22 protein-coding genes and 2 tRNA genes are annotated in these 22,365 nt (G+C 67.2%); 9 read left to right on the top strand and 15 right to left on the bottom strand.

Annotated features, from left to right (window positions below; translation table 11 throughout):
* The first annotated feature begins 71 nt into the window (after positions 1-71).
* The gene (locus tag ACFFII_RS16200) at positions 72-815 is read left to right on the top strand and encodes a Bax inhibitor-1/YccA family protein (RefSeq protein WP_090754635.1); all 744 of its coding nucleotides are present in this window, start codon (positions 72-74) and stop codon (positions 813-815) included.
* 67 nt (positions 816-882) lie between these two features.
* On the opposite strand, the gene ACFFII_RS16195 is transcribed toward ACFFII_RS16200, so the two are convergent.
* The 5 genes from ACFFII_RS16195 to ACFFII_RS16175 form a co-directional block, all read right to left on the bottom strand.
* On the bottom strand, positions 883-1,749 hold the full coding sequence (locus ACFFII_RS16195) for a hypothetical protein (protein ID WP_377699896.1): 867 nt from the start codon (positions 1,747-1,749) through the stop codon (positions 883-885).
* Positions 1,746-2,603, bottom strand: coding sequence for a polysaccharide pyruvyl transferase family protein (locus ACFFII_RS16190; protein ID WP_377699895.1), 858 nt, complete (start codon positions 2,601-2,603; stop codon positions 1,746-1,748). The genes ACFFII_RS16195 and ACFFII_RS16190 overlap by 4 nt, the downstream gene beginning before the upstream one ends.
* A gap of 110 nt (positions 2,604-2,713) precedes the next feature.
* Positions 2,714-2,790: transfer RNA gene (locus ACFFII_RS16185), tRNA-Arg, on the bottom strand.
* Positions 2,791-2,838: 48 nt separating this feature from the next.
* A complete protein-coding gene (locus ACFFII_RS16180) occupies positions 2,839-3,321 on the bottom strand; it encodes a GNAT family N-acetyltransferase (RefSeq protein ID WP_377699894.1) in 483 nt (160 codons plus the stop codon).
* The gene (locus ACFFII_RS16175; protein ID WP_090754642.1) at positions 3,309-3,620 is read right to left on the bottom strand and encodes an ETC complex I subunit; all 312 of its coding nucleotides are present in this window, start codon (positions 3,618-3,620) and stop codon (positions 3,309-3,311) included. Before ACFFII_RS16175 ends, ACFFII_RS16180 begins: the two co-directional genes overlap by 13 nt.
* Positions 3,621-3,754: 134 nt before the next feature.
* Between ACFFII_RS16175 and ACFFII_RS16170 the strand changes: the two genes are divergently transcribed.
* Positions 3,755-4,522 (top strand): superoxide dismutase family protein, encoded by a 768-nt coding sequence (locus tag ACFFII_RS16170; protein WP_377699893.1) that lies wholly within the window; start codon positions 3,755-3,757, stop codon positions 4,520-4,522.
* A gap of 108 nt (positions 4,523-4,630) precedes the next feature.
* Positions 4,631-6,820, top strand: a complete 2,190-nt coding sequence (gene uvrB / locus ACFFII_RS16165) for an excinuclease ABC subunit UvrB (RefSeq protein ID WP_377699970.1) — start codon at positions 4,631-4,633, stop codon at positions 6,818-6,820.
* A 19-nt stretch (positions 6,821-6,839) separates the two neighbouring features.
* Here uvrB and parA read toward each other — a convergent pair whose 3' ends face one another.
* The gene (gene parA, locus ACFFII_RS16160; RefSeq protein ID WP_377699892.1) at positions 6,840-7,496 is read right to left on the bottom strand and encodes a ParA family partition ATPase; all 657 of its coding nucleotides are present in this window, start codon (positions 7,494-7,496) and stop codon (positions 6,840-6,842) included.
* A gap of 150 nt (positions 7,497-7,646) precedes the next feature.
* Between parA and ACFFII_RS16155 the strand changes: the two genes are divergently transcribed.
* Positions 7,647-8,696: a dipeptidase gene (locus tag ACFFII_RS16155; RefSeq protein ID WP_377699891.1), complete on the top strand. Its 1,050-nt coding sequence runs from the start codon at positions 7,647-7,649 to the stop codon at positions 8,694-8,696.
* A 1-nt stretch (position 8,697) separates the two neighbouring features.
* On the opposite strand, the gene ACFFII_RS16150 is transcribed toward ACFFII_RS16155, so the two are convergent.
* A tRNA-Thr gene (locus ACFFII_RS16150) sits at positions 8,698-8,772 on the bottom strand.
* Positions 8,773-8,933: 161 nt separating this feature from the next.
* On the opposite strand from ACFFII_RS16150, the gene ACFFII_RS16145 reads away from it, so the two are divergent.
* On the top strand, positions 8,934-9,809 hold the full coding sequence (locus tag ACFFII_RS16145) for a hypothetical protein (RefSeq protein ID WP_377699890.1): 876 nt from the start codon (positions 8,934-8,936) through the stop codon (positions 9,807-9,809).
* A 166-nt stretch (positions 9,810-9,975) separates the two neighbouring features.
* Here ACFFII_RS16145 and ACFFII_RS16140 read toward each other — a convergent pair whose 3' ends face one another.
* Positions 9,976-10,227 carry a DUF2312 domain-containing protein gene (locus ACFFII_RS16140; RefSeq protein WP_377699889.1) on the bottom strand — a complete coding sequence of 84 codons (252 nt, stop codon included), beginning with the start codon at positions 10,225-10,227 and terminating at the stop codon, positions 9,976-9,978.
* A gap of 105 nt (positions 10,228-10,332) precedes the next feature.
* On the opposite strand from ACFFII_RS16140, the gene ACFFII_RS16135 reads away from it, so the two are divergent.
* Together ACFFII_RS16135 and dtd are read left to right on the top strand one after the other, a co-directional pair.
* Complete coding sequence (locus ACFFII_RS16135) at positions 10,333-10,557, top strand: hypothetical protein (RefSeq protein ID WP_377699888.1); 225 nt, start codon at positions 10,333-10,335, stop codon at positions 10,555-10,557.
* A 7-nt stretch (positions 10,558-10,564) separates the two neighbouring features.
* Positions 10,565-11,014 (top strand): D-aminoacyl-tRNA deacylase, encoded by a 450-nt coding sequence (gene dtd / locus ACFFII_RS16130; protein ID WP_377699887.1) that lies wholly within the window; start codon positions 10,565-10,567, stop codon positions 11,012-11,014.
* A 3-nt stretch (positions 11,015-11,017) separates the two neighbouring features.
* Here dtd and ligD read toward each other — a convergent pair whose 3' ends face one another.
* From ligD to ACFFII_RS16110, 4 genes are all read right to left on the bottom strand, one after another.
* Positions 11,018-13,435, bottom strand: a complete 2,418-nt coding sequence (gene ligD, locus ACFFII_RS16125) for a DNA ligase D (RefSeq protein ID WP_377699886.1) — start codon at positions 13,433-13,435, stop codon at positions 11,018-11,020.
* Positions 13,436-14,320: a non-homologous end joining protein Ku gene (ku, locus tag ACFFII_RS16120; RefSeq protein ID WP_377699885.1), complete on the bottom strand. Its 885-nt coding sequence runs from the start codon at positions 14,318-14,320 to the stop codon at positions 13,436-13,438.
* Between the two features lie 75 nt (positions 14,321-14,395).
* Positions 14,396-14,758, bottom strand: coding sequence for a cell division protein ZapA (gene zapA / locus ACFFII_RS16115; RefSeq protein ID WP_377699884.1), 363 nt, complete (start codon positions 14,756-14,758; stop codon positions 14,396-14,398).
* Positions 14,758-15,513, bottom strand: coding sequence for a hypothetical protein (locus ACFFII_RS16110; protein ID WP_377699883.1), 756 nt, complete (start codon positions 15,511-15,513; stop codon positions 14,758-14,760). The genes zapA and ACFFII_RS16110 overlap by 1 nt, the downstream gene beginning before the upstream one ends.
* A gap of 220 nt (positions 15,514-15,733) precedes the next feature.
* On the opposite strand from ACFFII_RS16110, the gene ileS reads away from it, so the two are divergent.
* On the top strand, positions 15,734-18,685 hold the full coding sequence (gene ileS, locus ACFFII_RS16105; RefSeq protein ID WP_377699882.1) for an isoleucine--tRNA ligase: 2,952 nt from the start codon (positions 15,734-15,736) through the stop codon (positions 18,683-18,685).
* A gap of 6 nt (positions 18,686-18,691) precedes the next feature.
* Here the strand turns inward: ileS and ACFFII_RS16100 are convergent, their stop codons facing one another.
* The 3 genes from ACFFII_RS16100 to metZ all read right to left on the bottom strand — a co-directional run bounded on the left by ACFFII_RS16100 (position 18,692) and on the right by metZ (position 21,132).
* Positions 18,692-18,931 carry a DUF1289 domain-containing protein gene (locus ACFFII_RS16100; RefSeq protein ID WP_377699881.1) on the bottom strand — a complete coding sequence of 80 codons (240 nt, stop codon included), beginning with the start codon at positions 18,929-18,931 and terminating at the stop codon, positions 18,692-18,694.
* Positions 18,932-18,941: 10 nt separating this feature from the next.
* On the bottom strand, positions 18,942-19,904 hold the full coding sequence (folE2, locus tag ACFFII_RS16095) for a GTP cyclohydrolase FolE2 (protein ID WP_377699880.1): 963 nt from the start codon (positions 19,902-19,904) through the stop codon (positions 18,942-18,944).
* Positions 19,905-19,965: 61 nt separating this feature from the next.
* Positions 19,966-21,132, bottom strand: a complete 1,167-nt coding sequence (gene metZ, locus ACFFII_RS16090; protein ID WP_377699879.1) for an O-succinylhomoserine sulfhydrylase — start codon at positions 21,130-21,132, stop codon at positions 19,966-19,968.
* A gap of 152 nt (positions 21,133-21,284) precedes the next feature.
* On the opposite strand from metZ, the gene ACFFII_RS16085 reads away from it, so the two are divergent.
* Entirely contained in the window at positions 21,285-22,316 is a 1,032-nt protein-coding gene (locus ACFFII_RS16085; protein ID WP_377699878.1) for a TerC family protein, read from the top strand.
* Positions 22,317-22,365: the final 49 nt, after the last annotated feature.

Here is a 22,365-nt window from a genome sequence, read left to right as displayed (position 1 = left end):
AAAAGGGGCAGAGTTACGATATTCCGCAAACGAGGACCGGCCCCTGCCGGACCGTCCAAGAGGGAACACTGATGGTCGACTACAACACGATCCGCCGCCCGGCCACGACGGCCAACCGTGCTGCGGTCTATGACGAGGGCCTTCGGGCCTACATGAACAAGGTCTACGGCCTGATGACCGTGGGCATGCTGGTCACGGCCGTCGTGGCCTGGAGCTTTGCGCAGATGGCCGGGGGCCCGGGCGCTTGGACCGAGTTCGGACGCGTGATCTACACGACGCCGGTGCGCTGGGTCATCATGCTGCTGCCGCTGGTGATGGTCTTCGCCTTCGGCGCGGCGCTGAACCGGCTGTCGACCCAGGGCGCGACCCTGCTGTTCTACGCCTTCGCCGCGGCAATGGGCGCGTCCGTCAGCTCGATTTTCCTGCGCTATACCGGCAGCTCGATCGCCATGACCTTCGTGGCGACCGCCGCGGGCTTCGCGGGCCTGTCGCTTTACGGCTACACGACCAAGCGCGACCTGAGCGCGATGGGCCGCTTCCTGATGATCGGTCTGATCGGCCTGATCGTCGCGATGCTGGTCAACCTCTTCGTGGGCTCCAGCGCGGTGAACTTCGCCATCTCGGTGATCGGCGTGCTGATCTTCGCCGGCCTGACCGCCTATGACACCCAGAACATCAAGAACACCTACCTGGAGCTGGCGAACTCGGACGCCGACTTCCTGGGCAAGTCGGCGATCATGGGTGCGCTGACGCTGTACCTGGACTTCCTGAACCTGTTCACCTTCCTGCTGAGCTTCATGGGCCAGCAGGAGTGATCCCAGCCTGATCGACGGAAAAGGGCCGGCCCAGCGCCGGCCCTTTTTCATTGCTTGCCGCCCGGCTTCAGAAGACCGTCTCGAAGCGCTCGGGAATGCGGTGAAGCTCCTTGCGAAGCCAGCCTTTCCGCTTCCAGAAGCCCTGCTCATCCTGACTTGCCGAGGACAGCCACTTGGCGCGATCCTTCCTGAAACGGATCTTCCTCATCGGCTCGGACGCCTTGATTGCATAACGCTCGAACTCGTTGGTGCGCTGCCAGCTCGGTCCCCCCAGGCCCTCGATGACCTTGCCGGTTCCGGGATCGGTGACCATCGCCCTGCGGTTGGCCGAGCGTTCCTGGTAGACCCCCCTGTCGAACAGCCGCAGATGGAACAGGACAAGGTCTTCGGACAAAAAGACCTCGCGCTTGTCCGAGTAATGTCCGCCCTTGCTCCAGATGATCGGCTCGGACGTGATGCAGGGCTTGGAATAAGGCGCGCTCGAGCAGACGAAGCTGCGCTGCGACAGGATCGGCCGTGACAGGTCGATGGGCGGCAGGTCCAGTTCCGCGGGCTCGACCACGTCGACGCCGTAGGGAGAGATCACCGCCTCGGTCCTGTTCAGGACATGCTCGACCGGATCGCTGCCGTTCTTCGGGTCCAGCGCGATGATCTCGTCCACGTCCGTGTAGATCACCCGCTCGAACATGAAGGTCAGGCTGGAGGCCAGGCTGGACAGCATGCGCCAGCGGTCCACCTCGAGATCCACGTGTACCTGAGGGCGCGCGATGCGGATCGTGTTGCAGCCCCTCGCCATCTCTTCGTAATGGTCGTGATTGGCGTGGATCAGGACATAAAGGTTGCTGCGCGGAACGAAGCGTTCCCAATAGGCCAGCCAGATCTTCAGGTAGATGTCGTCGTCATAAACCATCGTCAGAATGGCGATCGGCTTCATGATGCACTCGCGGTCGGAAGCTCGGCAGCGGACGGGCTGTAGGCTTGGGAAAAGGTCACATTCGGGAAGGCTTGCTTCAGGGAAGCCTCATAGATCGACCGGTTCTTGAAGTAGGAATTGGCGTAAAGATGCACCCGCCGCCCCATCATCGCGGCGGCGATCGAGACATGCAGGCGGTTCGTGTGGATCGTCTCGAAGCGCGCGATGGCCTCCAGGAAGGCCGCCATCGGGGTGCTTTCCGTCCCCTCGGCCGAGATGTCCCGGTTGCCCGGGGGAAGCGCCATCCCCTCGACCTTCTCGACGTCGCGCCGGAAGAAAAAGCCGGTGCCCGAACCGTTGCCCTGACACGCGATCCGCCCGAGGCTCAGCGCCATGTCGTGACAGAACACGGACTTGGGCGCGAATTCCTTGGAGCCGCTTTCGTCGCGGCGGAACAGGATGTCGGACCTTCGAAAGCCCAGCTTGCGCCGGGGAACCGCGTAGGTATGGGGCAGCACGAGGATGCGTTCGGACCGCTCGACCAGGGCGGGGATGCGGCGGTGCATGTGATACTTGTTCAGGAAGGCCCCGCCGCCGCTGTAGACCATCCGCACTTTCGCGCTGGAGGAAGCCTCCCGCAGTTCCTCGGCCGACAGCGACACGGCGCTGGCCACGGGGATGCTGACATAGCGGAAGCCGTTCTGCCGGAAGAACCGCTCGGTCGCATAGCGGATCAGCCCGTCGCCCCAGTTCCCCTTGTTGACCACGAAGACGAAGGTTTCGCCTTCGGCGAAGTCCCGCAGCGTTTCTTCCAGCCTGATGAACTCGATGGCTCCGGCAAGACCGGAGGGCTGAAAGCGCTCGGCATCCGTCACCCGGTTCCTCCGCGGTTCGGTGACAGCCACCAAGGCAGGGCCGTCCCGGTCACATTTCGGAGGACGCTAGCACCTCGGCAGGCTTTTTCAACCTTGCAGCGGCGGCGCGCTGGCGACCCCGGGAGGGCTCGAACCCCCAACCTTGGACTTAGAAGGTCCCTGCTCTATCCAGTTGAGCTACGGGGCCGCGCAGCCCCGTGATTGCGGCAAAGCGGGCAGCGACGCAAGGCGGAAGCTAGAGCGGTCGGCTCATGAAGACGCTGTTCGGGTCGGGGCCATAGCCCTCGAACGGGCCGCATTCCGCGAAGCCCGCCCCTGCATATAGCGCGCGGGCGGCGCGGAAGCTGTCCTGCGCGCCTGTTTCCAGCGACAGGCGCGTCATGCCGCTGTCGCGCGCCTGGGCAACCAGAGCTTCAAGCATCAGGCGCGACAGACCCTGCCCCCGGCGCTCGGACAGGACATGCATCGACTTGATCTCGCCGTGATCCCCGGACAGCCGCTTCAGGGCGCCCATGCCGACCGGCTCGCCCCCCTTGCGCATCACCAGGAAAGTGATGCGGGGCGAGACGAGATCCTCGCGCGGCAGCATGTGGATCGATTCGGGCGGCGTATCGGCATGCATCGCCTGCACATGCCGCGCAAACAGCAGGTCGAGATCCGGCGACAGCGGGCTTTCGGCCGTGATTGCGACCGTCCCCTGGTGTCTCAGTGCGTCCACGGCAGGCGGCGGTCGGTAGCGAAGTTCTCGCCATAGCCGCGCGGACGGATATTGGGCGCGCGGGGCTTGGGCTCGGTCACGATGTAGTCCAACCCCTTGGCCTTCGCATAGGCCTCGGCTTCGGCGCGGGTGTCGAAGCGCAGGCGCACCTGGGCCTGGGTGTCGTCCGAGGTGGTCCATCCCATCAGCGGGTCGAGCGACGGATGATCCTCGCGAGCGAACTCGAGCACCCAGCCCTTGCTGCGGGCGACGCCGGACTGCATGGCATTGCGGGACGGCTGATAGATGCGGACGCGCATGGGTTCCCCTTCGGCGGCTTGACGCAAGCTGGCCTCTTTTGGCGCAGGTCGCGGCCGCGATCAAGCCGCCCTAGGGGAACGGCGCGGCGGTCCGAGGCGTTGACCCGGCGCAAGGACAGACAGGAGAATCCTCGATGACCCGTTCCCGCGCAGAAACCCGCGCCCTGCCTCATCCTCAAGCCCTTGGCGTGCTGATGCTGGGCGCGGCACTGGCCTTGGTTCCCTTTGGAGGCCATGCGCAGACGGCGCAGCCTGCCGATGCCGCAGCCGGGCAGGCCGCGCCGATCGAGAACGCCTCGCCCGCCGCGACCACCGCCGGGCAATCCGCCGGAGGGGCGACAACAACCGACACCGGTGGAAACGACACCTCGGGCCAGGCAGGGGGCGCCTCGGGCCAGGCGGCTTCGGGATCGGCGGCTCAGGGCGCAGCGGCCTCCGGCACGGGCCAGCTTCGGCAGGCAGGCGGGGTCCTGCGCAATGCCGAGGGCGGCGACATGGGCACCGTTCTTGTCACGGAAACCGAGTCGGGCGTGATGCATTTCGTGCTCGACGTGGCCGAAGGCGCCTTGCCTGCAGGTGCCCAGCGCGCGATCCACATCCACGAGAACGGCGTCTGCGAGGGTCCGACCTTCGAAAGCGCCGGTGGCCATCTTCCGGGCGACAAGGAACATGGCGTGCATTCGGCAAGTGGCCCGCATCCCGGCGACCTGCCCAACATCACCATGGGCGCCGCAGGCGCGCTGCATACCGAATATTTCCTGCCGGGCGTGCTGATGGACCAGATCATGGACGACAACGGCTCGGCCGTGATCATCCATGCCGATGTGGACGATTACACCTCGCAGCCTTCGGGGAATGCGGGGGACCGCATCGCCTGCGCGGTGCTTGAACTGGAAAGCTGACGCCTGCGCCGGGACCACGCGGGGGCCGCCTTCCGGGGCGGCCCTCTGCCTTGAAGCGGACAGGGCCTCGCCCCATGTTCCGTGATCGCCCCTACCCCCAGGATCGTCATGGCCCACAACAACACGAACGCCCCGATGCCCATGCTGCTGCAGCCCCAGCGGCGGGCGAAGCTGGAAGGCGGCAAGCGCTTCGTGATGCAAAGCGAGTTTTCCCCCGCAGGCGACCAGCCCACCGCCATCGCCGAGCTTTCGCAGGGCGTCCTGAACGGCGAGCGGGACCAGGTGCTGCTGGGCGCAACGGGCACCGGCAAGACCTACACCATGGCCAAGGTGATCGAGGAAACCCAGCGCCCGGCGATCATCCTCGCCCCCAACAAGACGCTGGCCGCGCAGCTTTACGGCGAGTTCAAGGGCTTCTTTCCCGACAACGCGGTCGAGTACTTCGTCAGCTACTACGACTACTACCAGCCCGAGGCCTACGTCCCCCGCAGCGACACCTATATCGAGAAGGAATCGCAGATCAACGAGGCCATCGACCGGATGCGCCACTCGGCGACCCGCGCCCTGCTGGAACGCGACGACGTCATCATCGTGGCCTCGGTCAGCTGCATCTACGGCATCGGCTCGGTCGAGACCTACTCGGCCATGACGCAGGACATGATCGTGGGGCAGTCTTACGACCAGCGCGGCTTCATCAACGAACTGGTGGCGCAGCAGTACAAGCGGCTGGACACGGCCTTCCAGCGCGGCGCCTTCCGGGTGCGCGGCGATGTGGTCGAGGTCTGGCCCGCCCACCTGGAAGACCGCGCCTGGCGGTTCAGCTTCTTCGGAAACGAGCTTGAGGCGATCATCGAGTTCGACCCCCTGACCGGCGCACGTGAGGGCGACTACAAGCAGATCCGCATCTATGCCAACAGCCACTACGTCACCCCCCGCCCGACATTGCAGCAGGCGATCAAGGGGATACGCTCCGAACTTCAGGCACGGCTTCAACAGCTGACCGATGAGGGCAAGCTGCTGGAAGCGCAGCGTTTGGAACAGCGCACGAACTTCGACATCGAGATGCTCGAGGCGACCGGCGTCTGCAACGGGATCGAGAACTACTCGCGCTACCTGACCGGCCGTGCGCCGGGCGAGCCGCCGCCGACGCTGTTCGAGTTCATCCCCGACAATGCCATCGTCTTCGCCGACGAAAGCCACGTCAGCGTGCCGCAGATCGGCGGCATGTATCGAGGCGACTTCCGGCGCAAGTTCACGCTGGCCGAGTTCGGGTTCCGCCTGCCTTCCTGCATGGACAACCGCCCCTTGAAGTTCGAGGAATGGGACGCCATGCGCCCGCAATCGGTCTTCGTGTCAGCCACGCCGGGCCAATGGGAACTGGACCAGAGCGGCGGCGTCTTCACCGAGCAGGTGATCCGCCCGACGGGCCTGCTGGACCCGGTGATCGAGATCCGCCCGGTCGAAACGCAGGTGGACGACCTGCTGGACGAGGTGCGCCATGTCTCGAAGCAGGGCTATCGCACGCTGGTCACGACGCTCACCAAGCGCATGGCCGAGGACCTTACCGAATACCTGCACGAACAGGGCATCCGCGTCCGCTACATGCACAGCGACATCGACACGATCGAGCGGATCGAGATCCTGCGCGACCTGCGGCTGGGGGCCTATGATGTCCTGGTCGGCATCAACTTGCTGCGCGAAGGCCTTGATATTCCTGAATGCGGCCTTGTCGCGATCCTTGACGCCGACAAGGAGGGCTTTCTGCGATCAGAGACCTCATTGATCCAGACCATCGGCCGCGCTGCCCGGAATGTCGACGGCCGCGTCATCATGTATGCCGACCGCATCACCGGCAGCATGGAACGCGCCATGCGCGAAACGGAACGCCGCCGCGCCAAGCAGCAGGCCTATAACGAGGCGCATGGCATTACTCCGCAGACCGTCCGCAAGAACGTGGACGACGTGCTGGCCGGACTGTGGCAGGGCGACACCGACCAGTCGCGGATCACGACCAAGGTGGACAAGCCCTTGGTCGGATCGAACTTGCAGGCGCATCTGGACGCGCTGCGCACGCAGATGCGCAAGGCCGCCGAAAACCTCGAGTTCGAGGAAGCCGCCCGCCTGCGCGACGAGGTCAAGCGGCTGGAGGCGGTCGAGCTGGTCGTGTCCGACGACCCGCTGGCCCGGCAGACAGCCGTCGAGGAAGCGGCCGAGGCCGCCGTCCGTGCCCAGGGCCGCTCGACTGCCGGTCGTGCCGGGCAGCGAGGCGGCAACAAGCGCAGCAAGCGGCGGGGCTGACCAGCCCCTGGCGCTACAGCTAGCGGATGGTCGCCGCGCCCTCGATGCCGGCCTGCGCCATGATCTCGTCGGCAAGCGCGGTGATCTCGTCCCGTCCGGGGCCGGAGGGACCCTCGGCAACCGCACCGCCGCGCCCCAGGCTTTCGGCATAAGCCACGCGATGGGCCAATTGCGCCCGGGCCACGTCCACGCCCAAGGCGGCCGCCCCGGCCGCGACCTCGGCGCCCAGGCGCGTGTTCGGGCGTGTCCGGTTCAGGACGATCATCACGGGGCGCTTCTCGCGCGCGGCAAGGTCCAGCACGCCCTCGGTCGCCCACAGGTCCACCTGGCTTGAGGCGACAGGGACCAGCACCAGGTCGGCCACGCGCAGCGCAGGGCGCAGATCGCTTTCGATCTTGGGCGGCGTATCGATCAGCACCACGTCGAAGCGCCGCTTGAGCTTTTCGCCCTCGTAGCTCGCGCCCCAAGCCGACGAGGTCGAGAACTCGAGCCCTCCGTCCTCGCCCACCGCCTGCAGCCGCTCCATGAACCAGCGGCCGAGGCTGCCCTGCGGGTCGGTGTCCAGCACCGCGACAGTGAATCCCTTGCGCCGCAGGGCGACGGCGAGATTCGCGGTCAGCGTCGTCTTGCCCGAGCCGCCCTTCTGCTGCGCCACGGTGATGATGCGTCCCGCCATGCCGTCCCCGCTGCAAGCTCCCTCATCCTTGGGTCGCATGCACCCGCCTTCAGGGCAAGCCCAAGGGGCAATCCTCATGGCGCGGCTTGCATCCCTGCCGCCGTGGTGGTCTTCGTGCCCCGCCAGACACAGCCTTGGGACCCGGCCCGCATGATCCCCGTATTCGACGGACACAACGACTTCCTGCAACGTGCGGTGGCCGCAGGCCCCGAAGCCGGTCGGCTCTGGACCGAAGGGGACGGCACTGGCCACATGGACCTGCCCCGGCTGCGCGCGGGCGGCATGGTCGGCGGCTTCTTCGCCATGTGGGTGCCCGACGCTGAAACCGGCGACGTGGCCGAACTGCTGCGCCAGAAGGAAAACCCGCCCTTCGACCTGCCCCTTCCGCCCGAGGTCGCCTGCGACCAGGCCCTGCCGATGGCCTTCGCGCAGGCCTCGGCGCTGTTTGCCCTGGAACGGACCGGCACGCTTTCGGTCTGCCGCAGCGCCGCCGACATTCGTGCGGCGATGGACGCGGGCCACGTCGCTGCCATCCTGCACATGGAGGGGGCCGAGCCGCTGGCCGATCTGGATGCGCTGCACCTGTGGCACGCGATGGGCCTGCGCTCGATGGGCTTCGTCTGGTCACGGCCGACGGCCTACGGTCACGGCGTGCCCTTCGCCTTCCCGTCTTCCCCGGACCGTGGCGAGGGGCTGACCGACCGGGGCAAGGCGCTGGTCCGCGAATGCAACGCGCTGCGAATCATCATCGACCTGTCGCACCTGAACGAGAAGGGCTGCGACGACGTGGCCAGGCTGACCGACGCGCCGCTGGTCGCGACCCATTCAGGCGCCCATGCGATCTGCGAAAGCTCCCGCAACCTGACCGACCGCCAGTTGCGCCGGATCGCTGGCACGGGCGGCGTGGTCGGCCTGAACTTCAACACAGGCTTCCTGGCCCCCGATGGGCGCCGTGAACAGTTCCGCGGCTTCGACATCCTTCTGCGCCATCTCGACCACATGCTGGCAATCCTGGGCGAGGACGGCGTGGCGCTGGGTTCGGACTTCGACGGAGCCGTGATGCCCGCCGACCTGTCCGACGCCGCAGCCCTGCCCCGGCTGACCGATGCCCTGCTGGCCCATGGCTATGGCCGTGAACTGGTCGAGAAGATCGCCTGGAGAAACTGGCTGTCGCTGGTGGAACGCAGCTGGGGCGGGTGACTGGTGCCGGTTGAGGGATTTGAACCCCCGACCCCCTGATTACAAATCAGACGCTCTACCACTGAGCTAAACCGGCCTGCGCTTCCAGATACGCGCACGCCCACGATGGCGCAAGCGCGGCACTAGACTGCCGCGCATCCCTTGCAAGTTTTTCTGCCCCCCCTCCCTCGCAACCCCTTGACCCTGTGTGCACACAAGGCGACGGGACAGGTCGGCAGCAAAGATGAGGTCTGGCCCATGCAGGTCGCCATCCATTTCGGCACCCACGGCACCGAGCCCGAGCGGATGATCCGCACGCTGATGGAAAACCGCGACTGGCTGCTGGCCAACGGGGTCGAGGTCGTGCCTCCCGGCCGCTACAAGGGCGTGCTGGACGAGGCGCTGAGTTCGCTCAAGGGTGGCGAGGCCTCGCCCGAGATGGAGGACGTCATCTACGACGCCCTGCTCGAGGCCGACAACGTCCAGCGGATGGTGCTGTCGCAGGCCTCGCTGATCGGGGCGCCGGTGCGCTGCCTGTCCGACAGCGGCCTCTTCCCGCAGGCGGGCGCGCGGATGCGGGCGGTGGCCGCGCTGTTCCCCTCGGCCGAGGTCGAGGTCTCGCTGGCGATCCAGAACCCGGCGCTGCAGATCCCGCATCTCGTCTCGCGGATGCCCGACCCCTCGTTTGAGCGCGTGCTGGGCAACTGCGACCCGCGCCAGTTGCGCTGGGGTCCCGCCATGCAGCGCATCGTCGAGGCAATGCAGGGCCGCCGGGTCATCGTCTGGTGCTACGAGGACACGCCGCTGATCTGGCCCGAGGCGGTGCGCCGCATCGCGCGGATGCCCGCCGAAGTGCCACTGAAATCAGGCCTCGCCGTGCTGGGCGACCTGCTGCCGCCCGAGGGCATGGCGGAGCTGAAGGAGGCGCTGACGAAATCCGGCCGCCTGACGGTCGACGCCCGCCGGGCGATCTTCGCCGAAATGCTGGGACGCCACGCTAGGCCCGAGGCCGTCCGCCAGGAGATCACCGCGCCGGGCTGGACGCAGGACCTGGTGGACGAGATCACCGACGCCTACGAGGAGGACGTCGCCCTGATCGCCGCCCTGCCGGGGGTCGAGTTCCTCAGCCCCTGACCGGCGCGGGCAAGTCCAAGGACCTGACCTTGCAAGGCACGACTGGCAGCCGCCACAAGGCCCGCTTTCTTCTTTGCTCAAATATCCTCCGGGGGTGCGGGGGTGGAAAACCCCCGGCTCCAACCCTTCGGCAGACGCTCCGGCCGCTGCCCGAGCATCTATGCCCTCAGGCCATCCCCAGCGCGCTCTTGTACATTTCCAAGATCGCTTCTTCCTCGGCGACATCGTCCTTGTCGCGCTTCCGCAGCGCCACGATCCTGCGCATCACCTTGGTGTCGTAGCCCCGGGCCTTCGCCTCGGCCATCAGTTCCTTCTGGCGCTCGGCCACGTCCTTCTTCTCGGCGTCGAGCTGTTCATACTGTTCGATGAACTGGCGCAGCTCTCCGGCTGCGATGCCATAGGCCTGATCGTCGCTCATGTCGCTGTCCTTCGCCGGCGGAGAATGAGGCGCTGCAATAGGCCGTCTTGCCCGGACGCGCAATCGCCGCTAGGCCGGCAGGGCTTGAGGACTGACGGGGGCGCCATGACCATCCACGACATCCTGATCTGGGGCGGCGCGGCTCTGACGGCGCTGGGACTGGCGGGCATCGTCTGGTGCATCGCGGCCGTCGCGCGGGCCAAGCGCGCGCGGCAGGACGATGCCGCCATGCGGGCCACCATGCAGCGGGTGGTGGCGGTGAACATGGCGGCGCTCGCGGCCTCGATGCTGGGGCTGATGGCTGTCGTTCTCGGCATCATGCTGCGCTGAGACGGCCATGCGGGTCCTGATCCAGCGCGTGTCGCAGGCCGAGGTCACGGTCGAGGGCCGCCCGACAGGCCGCATCGGCGCGGGCCTTCTTGTGCTGGTCTGCGCCATGGGCGGCGATGACCAGGCCACCGCCGAACGTTTGGCGGGCCGGGTCGCGCGGCTGCGCATCTTCCGCGACGACCAGGGCCGGATGAACCGCTCGGTCCAGGACATCGGCGGCGCTGCGCTGGTCGTCAGCCAGTTCACCCTGGCCGCCGACACCCGCACCGGCAATCGCCCCGGCTTTTCCACTGCCGCCCTGCCCGACGAGGGCGAGCGGCTGTATCTGGCCTTTGCCGCGGCGCTGCGTGCCCAAGGGCTGCCCGTCGAGACGGGCGAGTTCGGGGCCGACATGAAGGTCTCGCTGGTCAACGACGGACCGGTGACGATCTGGATGGACTCGGCCGACCGGAACTGAAGCCTAGCCCTCGATCAGCCGCCGGGCCACCGCCTCCAGCGACACCGGCTTCCCGCGTTGGGGCGCCACCCTTTCGGCAAGCTCGGCAGCTGTCCGCAGGTCATAACCATTGGCCGAGCCTTCGCCCTCCAGCGCCTCCCAGGACAGCGGCATGGCGACCGGGGCCCCTGCCCTTGCGCGGACGGAAAACGGAGAAATCGCCGTAGCTTGTTCCTCGTTCCTCAGCCAGTCCACGAAGATCTTTCCGCTGCGCTTGGCCTTGGACATGGTGGCGACGTAGCGGTCAGGCTCCTCGGCCGCGACCAGATGGGCGAAGGTGCGGGCGAACAGCTTGACCGTTTCCCAGGTCGCCGTTCGGCGCAGGTCGGCCACGACATGGATACCCTTGCCGCCCGTCACCATGGGCCAGGTCGGCAGGCCCAGCGCCGCCAGCCGGTCGCGGAACTGGAAGGCCGCTGCCTTGACCGCGTCGAAGCCCAGCCCCTCGTCGGGGTCGAGGTCGAAGACCAGCCGGTCGGGCCGGTCCATGCGGTCGCGCCGCGTGCCCCGGATGTGGTATTCCACCACCCCCATCTGCGCGCCTGCGACCAGGCCGGCGGGGGTCGAGACATAGATCGCGGGCTCCTCCTCGCCCTCGATCTGCGTCTGGCGCATCTCGGCCGGAAAGCCCTTGCCCGCGTGCTTCTGAAAGAAGCGCTCGCCCCCCATACCTTCGGGCAGCCGCACCAGCGCCAGAGGCCGGTCGGCGCAGTGAGGCAGCATCAGGGGCGCGATCCGCTCGTAATAGGCGGCGAGGTCGCCCTTGGTCACGCCCGCCTCGGGGAAGACCACGCGGTCGGCGCTGGTAATGGTCACGCCCGCGATCTTGAGGCTGCGGCCCGTGGGTTTCTCGACACGGATGACGGGGGTGGGCGAAGTCGGCGCCATCTTGTCCTCGCGCAATCCCAGAAAACTCGCATGGCGCAGGATGTCATCGCGCGTCATTTCCGCATAGCGGACTTCGGCGACCAGACGCGGTTCGACCCAGGTTGCGCTGCGGGATTCCACCTTCGGGACGCGCGTGGCGGCTGTCTTGCGGACCAACGGGCGCATGAGCGCGGCAAGCTCCGCCTGTGTTTCCGCCGAGAAGCCGGTGCCGACGCGCCCCCGATAGCGCAGGGCGCCGTCCGGCCCGTCGGGACTGGCCAGCAGCAGCGAGGCAAAGGGCCGCCCGGCGCTTTCCGACGGCGTCCAGCCGATCACGGTCATGGCCGTACGATGTTCGCATTTCGTCTTGCGCCAACTGTCGCCTCGTCCCTGCACATAGGGGGCGCGGGCGAGCTTGCTGACGATCCCCTCGCCCCCCGCCGCGCAGATCGCCGCCAAGGCGGCCGCGCCATCGCCGGGCACTGCCTCGCTCAGCTGCACCAGCCCTAGGGGCGGGACACCCGCCAGCAGGCGCTCCAGCGAGGCGCGGCGCTCGACCAAGGGCTGGTCGCGCAGGTCGCGGCCTTCCAGTTCCAGCAGGTCGAAGGCCACGAAGCCAAAGGGCCCGCCGGCCGTGATCGCCGCCTGCAGCGCGGAAAAGCCGAAGGCGCCCGCGCCCGCCACGATCTCTCCGTCGATCAGGGCGGATCGCGGCGGCAGTTCCGCCAGCGCCGGGATCAGCGAGGCGAAGCGGCTCGTCCAATCCAGCCCGTTGCGGGTGCGGATGACCGGCCCTCCTTCCCCCAGATGGACCAGCCCGCGATAGCCGTCGATCTTGATCTCGTGCAACCAGTCCTCGCCCGAGGGCGGCGCCTCGACCAGCCGCGCGAGCATGGGCTCGGCCGATTCCGGCAAGGGCAGCGGATCGGTGGGGCCGAAAGGCTTTGCAGGCACGTCGGCCGTGATCTCGGCGAAGCTGCGGTTGGTCGAGACGCTGGTCCTGTAGCGCTCCACCGGGTCAGGGCAGTGAGCGGCCGCGTCCTCGGCCTTGACCAGCAGCCAGTTCTCGCGCCGCTCGGACGCCTTGCCCTTGATCCGCACCAGATCCCAGATGCCCGTCAGCCGCCGCCCGTAAAGCTGAAAGCGCAGGTGCCCCTTGGCAAGCCCGTGCTCCGCGTCTTCTAGGGGCCGCCAGTGCCCTAGGTCCCACAGCATCACCGTGCCCGCGCCATACTGGCCGCCGGGGATCACGCCCTCGAAGGTGAGATAGGGAATCGGGTGATCCTCGGTCCTGACCGCCAGCCGCTTTTCCGCAGGATCAAGCGAGGGGCCGCGCGTGACGGCCCAACTCAGCAGCACGCCGTCCCATTCCAGCCGCAGGTCCCAGTGCAGCCGCGTGGCGTCGTGGTTCTGCATCGAATAGCGCAGCGCGCCTCCCGAGGGCGTGCCGGCGTCAAAAGGCTCGGGCGTGGCCGAGGGGTCGCGCCGGGCGCGATAGTCGTCCAGCCGCGCCAATCAACTGGCCTTGCGGCTGGGGCGTCGGGCCTTCGCAGGCGCGTCCTCGGACTTGGACTTTGCGCGAGAGGAAGGCTTGCCCTCCTTCTCGGGCGCGCTCCCGCCCGAGGCCTTCAGGCTTTCCCGCAGCGCCTGCATCAGGTCCACCACATTGTCCGACGAGGGCTTGTCGCCCCCGGCCGTCACGCGGGGCGCGCGGCCCTTGCGCTTGTCCTCGATCAGTTGCCGCAGCGCGCGGTCGAAGTTGTCATGGAAGGCCGCGGCGTCGAAGGGGGCGGTCTTCTTCTCGATCAGGGCTGTCGCCACCGTCAGCAGGTCCGAGTCGGCCTCCTCGTCCTCGATGGTGTTGAACAGGGGCTCGGCGTCCTTGATCTCGTCGGCGTAGAACAGCGTCTCCATCAGCAGCCCGTCGCCGCAGGGGCGCACGGCGCAGAGGTGTTCGCGCCCGTGCAGGGTCAGCTGGCCGAGCCCCGTCTTCTGCGACTTGCGCAGCGCGTCGCGGACCACGCGATAGGCATCTTCGGCCAGTTCATCCGCAGGCACGATGTAATAGGGCTGGTCGTAGTAGAGCGGAGAGATCTCGTTGGTGCCGACGAACTGCACGAGTTCGAAGGTCTTCTTCGTCTCGAGCTTGATCGCGTCGATCTCCTCGGGCTGGATCAGCAGGTATTCGTTGTCGCCCAGCGCATAGCCCTTGAGGATTTCGTCCGAGGAGACCTTGCCGATGCCGGGCACAACCTTCTCATAATTCACCGGCTTGCCCGAGGGGCCGTGGATCTGGCGGAAGCTGATGCGCCGGCCCGACTTGGTCGCGGCATGGATCTCGACCGGGATCGACACCAGCGACAGCCGAAGCTGTCCCTTCCAGATCGCCCGCGATGCCATGTGCCGGTCCCCCCTGTCCGTTCCCGGGGGAAACGCCGCGTCCTGTCCGGCGGTTTCCTGTGCCCCGGCAGGCGCTTAGGAAGAGAGAGATTCTTCCGCCTTGTCAGCCAGCGACTCGGCGCGCGCCGCCAATTCGGCCATCGCCTCGGCGACCCGCGGCGGGATCACCGGAACCTCGACACGCGGCGGATTGGCCTTGAGCCGGCCCAATTCGCGCTCGGCCGAGGCCAGGCGGTCCTCCAGCGTTGAGGTTCGGTCGGCCAGCATCAGCCCTGCCAGCAGCAGCAGCCGCGGTTCCGGCATCCGTCCGGCCTGTTCCAGGATCGTGCGCGCTTCGGTGTCCAGCATGGCGGCGGCGCGCTTGAGCAGCCGCTCCTCGCCTTCCTGGGCGGACAGTTCATACTGCTTGTGGCCGATGGTGAACTCGACGACGGGCATCAGCGGTGTTCCTTTTCGCTGTCGGCGGCCTTGGGGAGCGTGGCACCGGCGCGAGGCAGCTGGTCCTCTGCCCCGAGATCCAGCACAGGCTCATCCTCGGGCAGCGGGTCCTCGTCCCGTACGACGCTCAGCTCGCGGATCGGCTCCGAAGAGCTGTCCTCGGGCAATCCGGCCTCCTCCCCGCCGTTCGGCTTGGAGTGGGCCTGCGGCTCGCCCCCGCCCTCCCCGGCCGCCTGCACCCAGGTCCGGGTGGAATGGCTGCGCGGAGTCGTGGTCACACCCAGCATCCGGTCCAGCGCGTCGAGGATTTCGCCCATCTGAGCGACCTCGGCCTCGCGCGCGGCCCGCAGCCCCTCGACCTCGGCCTGAAGCGCAGCCATCGCCGCAGCCTCGCCGCGCTCGGCCCAAGCCTCGGGGCTGGCCGTCGCCTCGATCAGCGCGCGGTTGGCCTGCGCCAGTTCGTCATTCGCCGCGGCAAGTCGCGCCGCCTGCCCGCCCGCCGCCGCGAGCCGTTCATGCGCCTCGGCCAGCCGCGCCTGCATCGCCTCGAGCGTCGCGGCCTGCCGATCGTGCAGCGCGGCAATCTGCGGGGAAAGGCCCGTGTCCGCCCCCTGCGCCGGCGCAGTTGCGGCGGGTCTTGGCGCGGGCATCCGGGCCTGCATCGTGGCCATGCGGTGGGTCGCGCTCTCGACCACGGCGTCCAGGCGGTCCAAGGCGGCGATCAGCCGTCGCTCGGCGGCGGAAAGGTCTTTCATCGACGGGCCTCACTCTGCTTGGCCCTTTGTGGCAAAGCCGGGCGGGCAAGACAAGGCGGCGGCGGTTCCGCAGGGCGCTTGCCGCCGCGCGGCGCGGTTCCTATAACGCGGCTGATGCATTTTGTGGCGCGGATATCCCGAATTAGCGGCCCGGTGGCGTGAGGTTTCGCGCCGCCGGGATGACGCCTGCCCGACCGCATTGCCCCAAGGATTCCGCCCCATGAGCGCCGACCAGACCCCCGACTACCGCGACACCGTCTTTCTTCCTGAGACCGACTTTCCCATGCGCGCGGGACTTCCGCAGCGCGAGCCCGAGTGGCTGGCGCGCTGGGAACGCCTGGGCGTCTATGACCGGCTGCGCAGCGAAGGACAGGACCGCAAGCCCTTCGTGCTGCACGACGGCCCTCCCTATGCCAACGGCCACCTGCACATCGGCCACGCGCTGAACAAGGTGCTGAAGGATTTCATCGTCCGCAGCCAGCAGATGATGGGGCGCGACTCGCGCTATGTGCCCGGCTGGGACTGCCACGGCCTGCCGATCGAATGGAAGATCGAGGAGGAATACCGAAAGCAGGGCCGCGACAAGGACGCCGTGGACGTGGTCGAGTTCCGCCAGGAATGCCGCCGCTTCGCCGAGGGCTGGGTGGACATTCAGCGCGAGGAGTTCAAGCGCCTCGGCATCACCGGCAAGTGGGACGACCCCTACCTGACCATGGACTATCACGCCGAGGCCGTGATCGCGGGCGAGTTCATGAAGCTTCTGATGAACGGCTCGCTGTATCAGGGGTCCAAGCCCGTGATGTGGTCGCCGGTCGAACAGACCGCGCTGGCCGAGGCCGAGGTCGAATACCACGACCACACCAGCCACCAGGTCTGGGTGGCCTTCCCCGTGGCGTCTCAACGCGATTTCGCGCCGCTGGACGGCTGCATGAGGACGGACCTGCTGGGCGCCTCGGTGGTGATCTGGACGACGACGCCCTGGACCATCCCGCAGAACCGTGCTGTCGCCTTCGGCCCCGACATCGCCTACGGGCTGTATCAGGTCACGGGCGACAAGGCGGGCCCCTACCTGCTGGCGGACAAACTGGCGTCCGAAGTCCTCACGGCGGCAAAGCTGGACGCGGACGCATGGCAGCGCCTGCGCGATGTTTCGGCCGAGGAGCTTGGCGCGCTGATCCTTGCCCATCCCTATCGCGGGATCGAAGGCGGCGCGGGCGAATGGGACTATGACGTGCCCCTGCTGCCGGGCGAGCATGTGACCGAGGACGCCGGCACCGGCTTCGTCCACACCGCGCCCAGCCATGGCGAGGACGACTACCAGATGGGCCTGAAATACGGCCTGCCCATGACCTACAACGTCCTGCCCGACGGCAGCTATCGCGCCGACCTGCCGGTCTTCGGCGGCCAAGCGATCCTGACGCCGGATGGCAAGGAAGGCCCTGCCAACGTCGGCAACATCAAGGCGCTGGCCGGACAGGGCGCGCTGTTCGCCAAGGGCAAGCTGAAGCACTCCTATCCGCATTCCTGGCGGTCCAAGGCCCCGCTGATCTACCGGAACACGCCCCAGTGGTTCGCGGCGATCGACAAGCCGCTGGCCGATGGCATGGGCGAGCATGGCGACACGATCCGCGCCCGTGCGCTGGCCTCGATCGACCAGCTGGTCCAGTGGACGCCTCAGACAGGGCGTAACCGCATCTTCTCGATGGTCGAGAACCGCCCGGACTGGGTGTTGTCGCGCCAGCGCGCCTGGGGCGTGCCGCTGACCTGCTTCACCAAGCGGGGCGCCAAGCCCGACGACGCCGACTTCCTGCTGCGGAACGAAACGGTCAACGCGCGCATCCTCGAGGTCTTCGAGAAGGACGGGGCAGATGCTTGGTATCGCTCCGGTTTCAAGGAACAGCTCCTGTCCGGCATCGTGAATCCCGACGACTACGATCAGGTCACGGACGTGCTGGATGTGTGGTTCGACTCGGGCTCGACCCATGCCTTTGTGCTGCGCGACCGCGCGGATGGCGCGCCCGACGGCATCGCCGACCTGTATCTTGAGGGCACGGACCAGCACCGCGGCTGGTTCCAGTCCTCGCTGCTGCAGGCCTGCGCGACCCGAGGACGCGCGCCCTATTGCGGGGTTCTGACCCACGGCTTCACGCTCGACGAAAAGGGCATGAAGATGTCCAAGTCGCTGGGCAACACCGTCGCCCCGCAGGAGGTGATCGCGCAATACGGCGCCGACATCCTGCGCCTGTGGGTGGCGCAGTCGGACTATACCGCCGACCTGCGCATCGGGAAGGAGATCCTGAAAGGGACCGCCGACGCCTATCGCCGCCTGCGCAACACCATGCGCTTCATGCTGGGCGCGCTGGCTGGTTTCTCGGATGCCGAACGGATCGCGCCGGCCGAGATGCCGGAACTGGAACGCTGGGTCCTGCACCGTCTGGCCGAACTCGATGCCCGCGTGCGCGAGGGCTACACAGCCTATGACTTCCAGGGCGTGTTCCGGGCGCTGTTCGACTTTGCCACGGTGGACCTGTCGGCCTTCTGGTTCGACATCCGCAAGGACGCGCTTTACTGCGACGCGTCGGACAGCCCGCGCCGCCGCGCCGTCCGCACCGTCATGGACGCGCTGTTCCACCGGCTGACGCTGTGGCTGGCGCCCATGCTGCCCTTCACGACCGAGGACATCTGGCTCTCGCGCTTCCCGTCCGAAGGTGACAGCGTCCACCTGCACGACTTCCCCGAGACGCCCGTCGCATGGCGCGACGAGGCGCTGGCCGCCAAGTGGGACGCCATCCGCCGCGCCCGCCGGGTCGTGACGGCCGCGCTGGAAGTGAAGCGCGCTGACAAGACCATCGGCGCCAGCCTCGAGGCCGCGCCCGTCGTCCATGTCGAAGACGCCGCGCTGCTGAAGGCGCTTCGCTCGGTCGATTTCGACGACGTCTGCATCACCAGCGCGATCAGCCTGACTGTTGACCCTGTCCCGGCCGAAGCCTTCCGCCTGCCCGAGGTCCCCGGCATCGGCGTCGTCTTCGAGGAAGCCGAGGGCGAGAAATGTCAGCGCTGCTGGAAGATCCTGCCCGACGTCGGCCACCACGACCACGCCGCCACCTGCGCGCGCTGCGACGAGGTGCTGGATGGCATGAAGAACAAGGTCGAGGTTCCGGCCGCAGGCTAGGCCGCTTCAGAACGGCGTATCGGCGCCCCGCTTTTCGCAGCGGCGCCGATACTCTGCCTGCCAATGGACATAGCGCCCCATCACGGCCTGCTGGCTCATCAGCATGGCGATGAAGGCCCGCTTGTGCCGGGCCTTCTTGAGCTTCCTGAACAGCGATTTCTGGTCGCGCGTCATCGAGCAGCCGATGCAGTGCCCCTCGCGCCGGAACTTGCAGACGCTGATGCAGGGCGACAGAACCTTGCCCACCGGGGCTGCCTCAGGCCCGCAGCCCCGCGAAGGTCATGGGATCGAGGCTGACCTGCGCGAAGGTCGGACCTTCGGTCAACAGGCTGACGGCATCGTGGGAATGCAGCGATTCCTGATGGCTGGCGATCACGCGGAAGTCCCCGACGCGGGGTTCCAGTTCAAGCTCATGGGCAAAGGCTCGGACGGCATCCTCGACGAAGATCGGGTTCGCGGCATTAAGCTCGGCAAAGGCCTGCTCGTCCTCGCGCTTGACCATCACCTGCGTCTCGGTCGCGACGGCGCGGCGGCAGAGCGCCACCATGTCCTCGAACCACAGCTTCTCCTCGCCCTCCATCACCGCCGAGATGCGGGCGATGGACCGCTGCGAATGGGGGGTCGCCAGCTGGCTGCGCGATTCGCGGGCATGTTCGGACAGTTCCAGCGAACAGGGGCAGGTCGAGGAATAGACATAGTCGAAATGCATGACCTTCAGGCGCTGCCCGCCCTGGTCGATCAGCTCCATCGCGATGTCGTAATACTGCCAGCCGCTGAGGCCCGAGCGCAGCGAGTCCACCCGCATCGGATAGGACAGCCGCATTTGCAGCCGGGCATCGAAAGAGTCGAGGTGGTCCTTGTAGTCGCTGACCGCCGCCGCCAGCACGCCCAGCGAGAACTGCTTTTCCGCATGGGCGTAGAAGGATCGCATGATGCGGCTCATGTTGATGCCCTTGCGGTCGGCATCCAGGCTGACGCTGCCGGTGACGCTGGTTTCCAGCACGATCTCGCCCCCGTCCTTGCGGCGATAGCGGATCGGCAGTCGGAAGTTGGAAATGCCGACGTGCTGGATGACCTTGCGGGCCCCCACGATCAGGCTGGCCGGGCCGTTCTGCAGGTCGGGCAGGCTGGCGCGATACTGCTCGTCCACCTTGAAGTCGGCCGGATAACTCCGGCTGAGGGCGGGATAAACGGGAACGAACGGCTTGTTGCGGGTCATGGGCGCGTCCAGGGCAAGGGTTGGCCCGAATATGGGGAACCGGCCCAGAAAGGCCAGAGGCTTAGCCCACGGCCCCCAGAAGATCGGCGATCAGGTCGTCCTCGTGCTCAAGCCCCACGGACAGGCGGATCAGGCCCGGTCCGATACCCAGAGTGGCGCGGTCGGACTCGCTCAGCCGCTGGTGGGTGGTTGTCGCCGGATGGGTCGCGATGGACTTGGCGTCGCCCAGGTTGTTCGAGATCGACACCAGTTCCAGCCGGTTCAGCATGGCAAAGGCGGCGTCCTGCGAGCCGAGGTCAAAGGCGACCATCGTGCCGCCCGATCCCATCTGCCGGATCGCCAACTCATGCTGGGGATGCGAGGGCAGGCCCGGATAGATCACCGGCAGCCCTGCGCCTTCCAGCGCCCGCGCCACGGCCAGCGCGCTGTCGGCCATGGCCCGCACGCGCAGATCCATGGTGGTCAGGCCGTTCAGCATGATCCAGGCGTTGAAGGGGCTGATCGCCCCGCCCGTGTGCTTGAGATAGGGCTCGGCTACGCCGCGTACGAAGTCGCGGGTGCCGCAGATCACGCCGCCCAGCGCCCGGCCGCCGCCATCGACGTGCTTGGTCGTGGAGTAAACGATCACGTCGGCGCCCTGCTCGACGGCGCGGGAAAAGACGGGGGTGGCGAAGACGTTGTCGGCCACGACCAGCGCGCCCGCCGCATGGGCGATTTCGGCGATGCCCGTGATGTCCATGACCTGCAACGCGGGATTCGAGACCGTCTCGAAGAAGCAGGCCTTCGTCTCCGGCGTCACGGCCGCGCGCCACTGATCGAGGTCGGTGCCGTCCACCAGCACCACGTCCACGCCGAATTTCTTCAGCACATCCAACACATAAAGGCAAGAACCGAACAACTGACGCGAAGAAACCACCCGGTCGCCCGGCGCCACCATGCTCATCAGCGCACCGTTGACGGCGGCCATGCCCGAGGCGGTGGCGAATGCGTCCTCGGTCCCCTCCAGCGAGGCCATGCGGTCCTCGAACATCCGGCTGGTCGGGTTGCCGTAGCGGGCATAGATGAACTCGTCCTGACCCACCTTCTGGAACCGCGCCTCGGCCTGCTCGGCGGTGTCGTAGGCAAAGCCCTGGGTCAGGAACAGGGCCTCGGCCATCTCGCCATACTGGCTGCGGCGGATGCCGTGATGGACGGAACGGGTGCGGGGATGAAGCTTGCGGTCGGCCATGCGGGGCCGATACTCCCATGGCCGAAAAAGCGCAATCGTCCCCTTGACGGCTCCGACGCCTGCCCTAGGTTGAATGCCTGACCGGGCCCCTCTGGCGATCTCTGCAGATCGTGATGTCGGTCGCATCACGCAACATATCTGCAGGAGACGACATGGAGCTGACCTCCCTCTTTCTTGGCAAACCCGTCTGGTTGTGGGCCATCTTCCTGGCCCTCGTGCTGGTGCTTCTGGTGCTGGACCTCGGCGTCCTGAACAGGGGCCAGCGCGAGATCGGCGTGCGCAAGTCCCTGCTTCTTTCTGCCTTCTACATCGGCATCGGCCTTGCCTTCGGCGGCTTCGTCTGGGCCCAGCTGGGCGAGCAGGCGGCCCTGGAATACTGGACCGGCTTCGTGGTGGAAAAGTCGCTGGCGATGGACAACGTCTTCGTGATCGCCACCATCTTCGGCTTCTTCGCCGTCCCCCGCCACCTGCAGCACCGGGTGCTGTTCTGGGGCATCTTGGGCGTGATCGTCCTGCGGGCCATCATGATCGGCTTCGGCGCGGCGCTGGTGCAGCGCTATGAATGGGTGCTGCTGGTCTTCGCGGTCTTCCTGGTCTTCACCGGCATCAAGATGCTGCGCTCGGGGCACGAGGACGAGTCCGACCTTTCGCAGAACCGCGTCCTTGCCTGGATGCAGCGCCATCTCCGCGTGACCGACGGCTTTGTGGGCAACCGCTTCTTCGTCCGCCAGCCCGGCCGTGGCGGCAAGCTGCAGCTGTTCGTCACGCCGCTGTTCCTGGCGCTGATCGTGATCGAGTTCGCCGACCTCGTCTTTGCCGTCGACTCGGTGCCTGCGATCTTCGCCATCACGACCGACCCCTACCTGGTCTATACCTCGAACATCTTCGCCATCCTGGGCCTGCGGGCGCTGTATTTCGCGCTGGCCGCGATCCTGCACCGTTTCGCCTATCTCAAGCCCGCGCTGGCCGCCCTGCTGATCTTCATCGGCGGCAAGGTGCTGGTGGCCGAGGCGATCGGGATCGAGAAGGTGCCGCCGTCGATCTCGCTGACCGTGACTTTCCTGATCCTGGCCGCGGGCGTGATCGTTTCGCTGGTCAAGACCGCGCCCGGGCACGATGCGGCGCTGAAGAAGGACGAGGCCGCCGAGCGTCTGGCCGAGAAGGCCGTCGGACAGTCGCGCTGATCGAATCGCCGCAAACGTGAACGGAATGGGAACGCGGGCTTTGCAGAAA

It is taken from the genome of Paracoccus niistensis (assembly GCF_042432925.1).
GTDB classification, from domain to species: domain Bacteria; phylum Pseudomonadota; class Alphaproteobacteria; order Rhodobacterales; family Rhodobacteraceae; genus Paracoccus; species Paracoccus niistensis.
Note: the sequence above shows the minus strand (reverse complement) of the source record. Positions and strands in the feature narration are given on the sequence as shown.

What these genes read in the sequence shown, in the direction of transcription:
- ACFFII_RS16170 (WP_377699893.1), top strand. Translation starts at nt 3,755, where the DNA reads ATGACCCGTTCCCGCGCAGAAACCCGCGCCCTGCCTCATCCTCAAGCC.
- ACFFII_RS16110 (WP_377699883.1), bottom strand. Translation starts at nt 15,513, where the DNA reads ATGAAAGACCTTTCCGCCGCCGAGCGACGGCTGATCGCCGCCTTGGAC.
- ACFFII_RS16175 (WP_090754642.1), bottom strand. Translation starts at nt 3,620, where the DNA reads ATGCGCGTCCGCATCTATCAGCCGTCCCGCAATGCCATGCAGTCCGGC.
- metZ (WP_377699879.1), bottom strand. Translation starts at nt 21,132, where the DNA reads ATGGCCGACCGCAAGCTTCATCCCCGCACCCGTTCCGTCCATCACGGC.
- folE2 (WP_377699880.1), bottom strand. Translation starts at nt 19,904, where the DNA reads ATGACCCGCAACAAGCCGTTCGTTCCCGTTTATCCCGCCCTCAGCCGG.
- uvrB (WP_377699970.1), top strand. Translation starts at nt 4,631, where the DNA reads ATGGCCCACAACAACACGAACGCCCCGATGCCCATGCTGCTGCAGCCC.
- ACFFII_RS16135 (WP_377699888.1), top strand. Translation starts at nt 10,333, where the DNA reads ATGACCATCCACGACATCCTGATCTGGGGCGGCGCGGCTCTGACGGCG.
- ACFFII_RS16200 (WP_090754635.1), top strand. Translation starts at nt 72, where the DNA reads ATGGTCGACTACAACACGATCCGCCGCCCGGCCACGACGGCCAACCGT.
- ileS (WP_377699882.1), top strand. Translation starts at nt 15,734, where the DNA reads ATGAGCGCCGACCAGACCCCCGACTACCGCGACACCGTCTTTCTTCCT.
- ku (WP_377699885.1), bottom strand. Translation starts at nt 14,320, where the DNA reads ATGGCATCGCGGGCGATCTGGAAGGGACAGCTTCGGCTGTCGCTGGTG.
- dtd (WP_377699887.1), top strand. Translation starts at nt 10,565, where the DNA reads ATGCGGGTCCTGATCCAGCGCGTGTCGCAGGCCGAGGTCACGGTCGAG.
- ACFFII_RS16140 (WP_377699889.1), bottom strand. Translation starts at nt 10,227, where the DNA reads ATGAGCGACGATCAGGCCTATGGCATCGCAGCCGGAGAGCTGCGCCAG.
- parA (WP_377699892.1), bottom strand. Translation starts at nt 7,496, where the DNA reads ATGGCGGGACGCATCATCACCGTGGCGCAGCAGAAGGGCGGCTCGGGC.
- zapA (WP_377699884.1), bottom strand. Translation starts at nt 14,758, where the DNA reads ATGCCCGTCGTCGAGTTCACCATCGGCCACAAGCAGTATGAACTGTCC.
- ACFFII_RS16145 (WP_377699890.1), top strand. Translation starts at nt 8,934, where the DNA reads ATGCAGGTCGCCATCCATTTCGGCACCCACGGCACCGAGCCCGAGCGG.
- ACFFII_RS16195 (WP_377699896.1), bottom strand. Translation starts at nt 1,749, where the DNA reads ATGAAGCCGATCGCCATTCTGACGATGGTTTATGACGACGACATCTAC.
- ACFFII_RS16155 (WP_377699891.1), top strand. Translation starts at nt 7,647, where the DNA reads ATGATCCCCGTATTCGACGGACACAACGACTTCCTGCAACGTGCGGTG.
- ACFFII_RS16085 (WP_377699878.1), top strand. Translation starts at nt 21,285, where the DNA reads ATGGAGCTGACCTCCCTCTTTCTTGGCAAACCCGTCTGGTTGTGGGCC.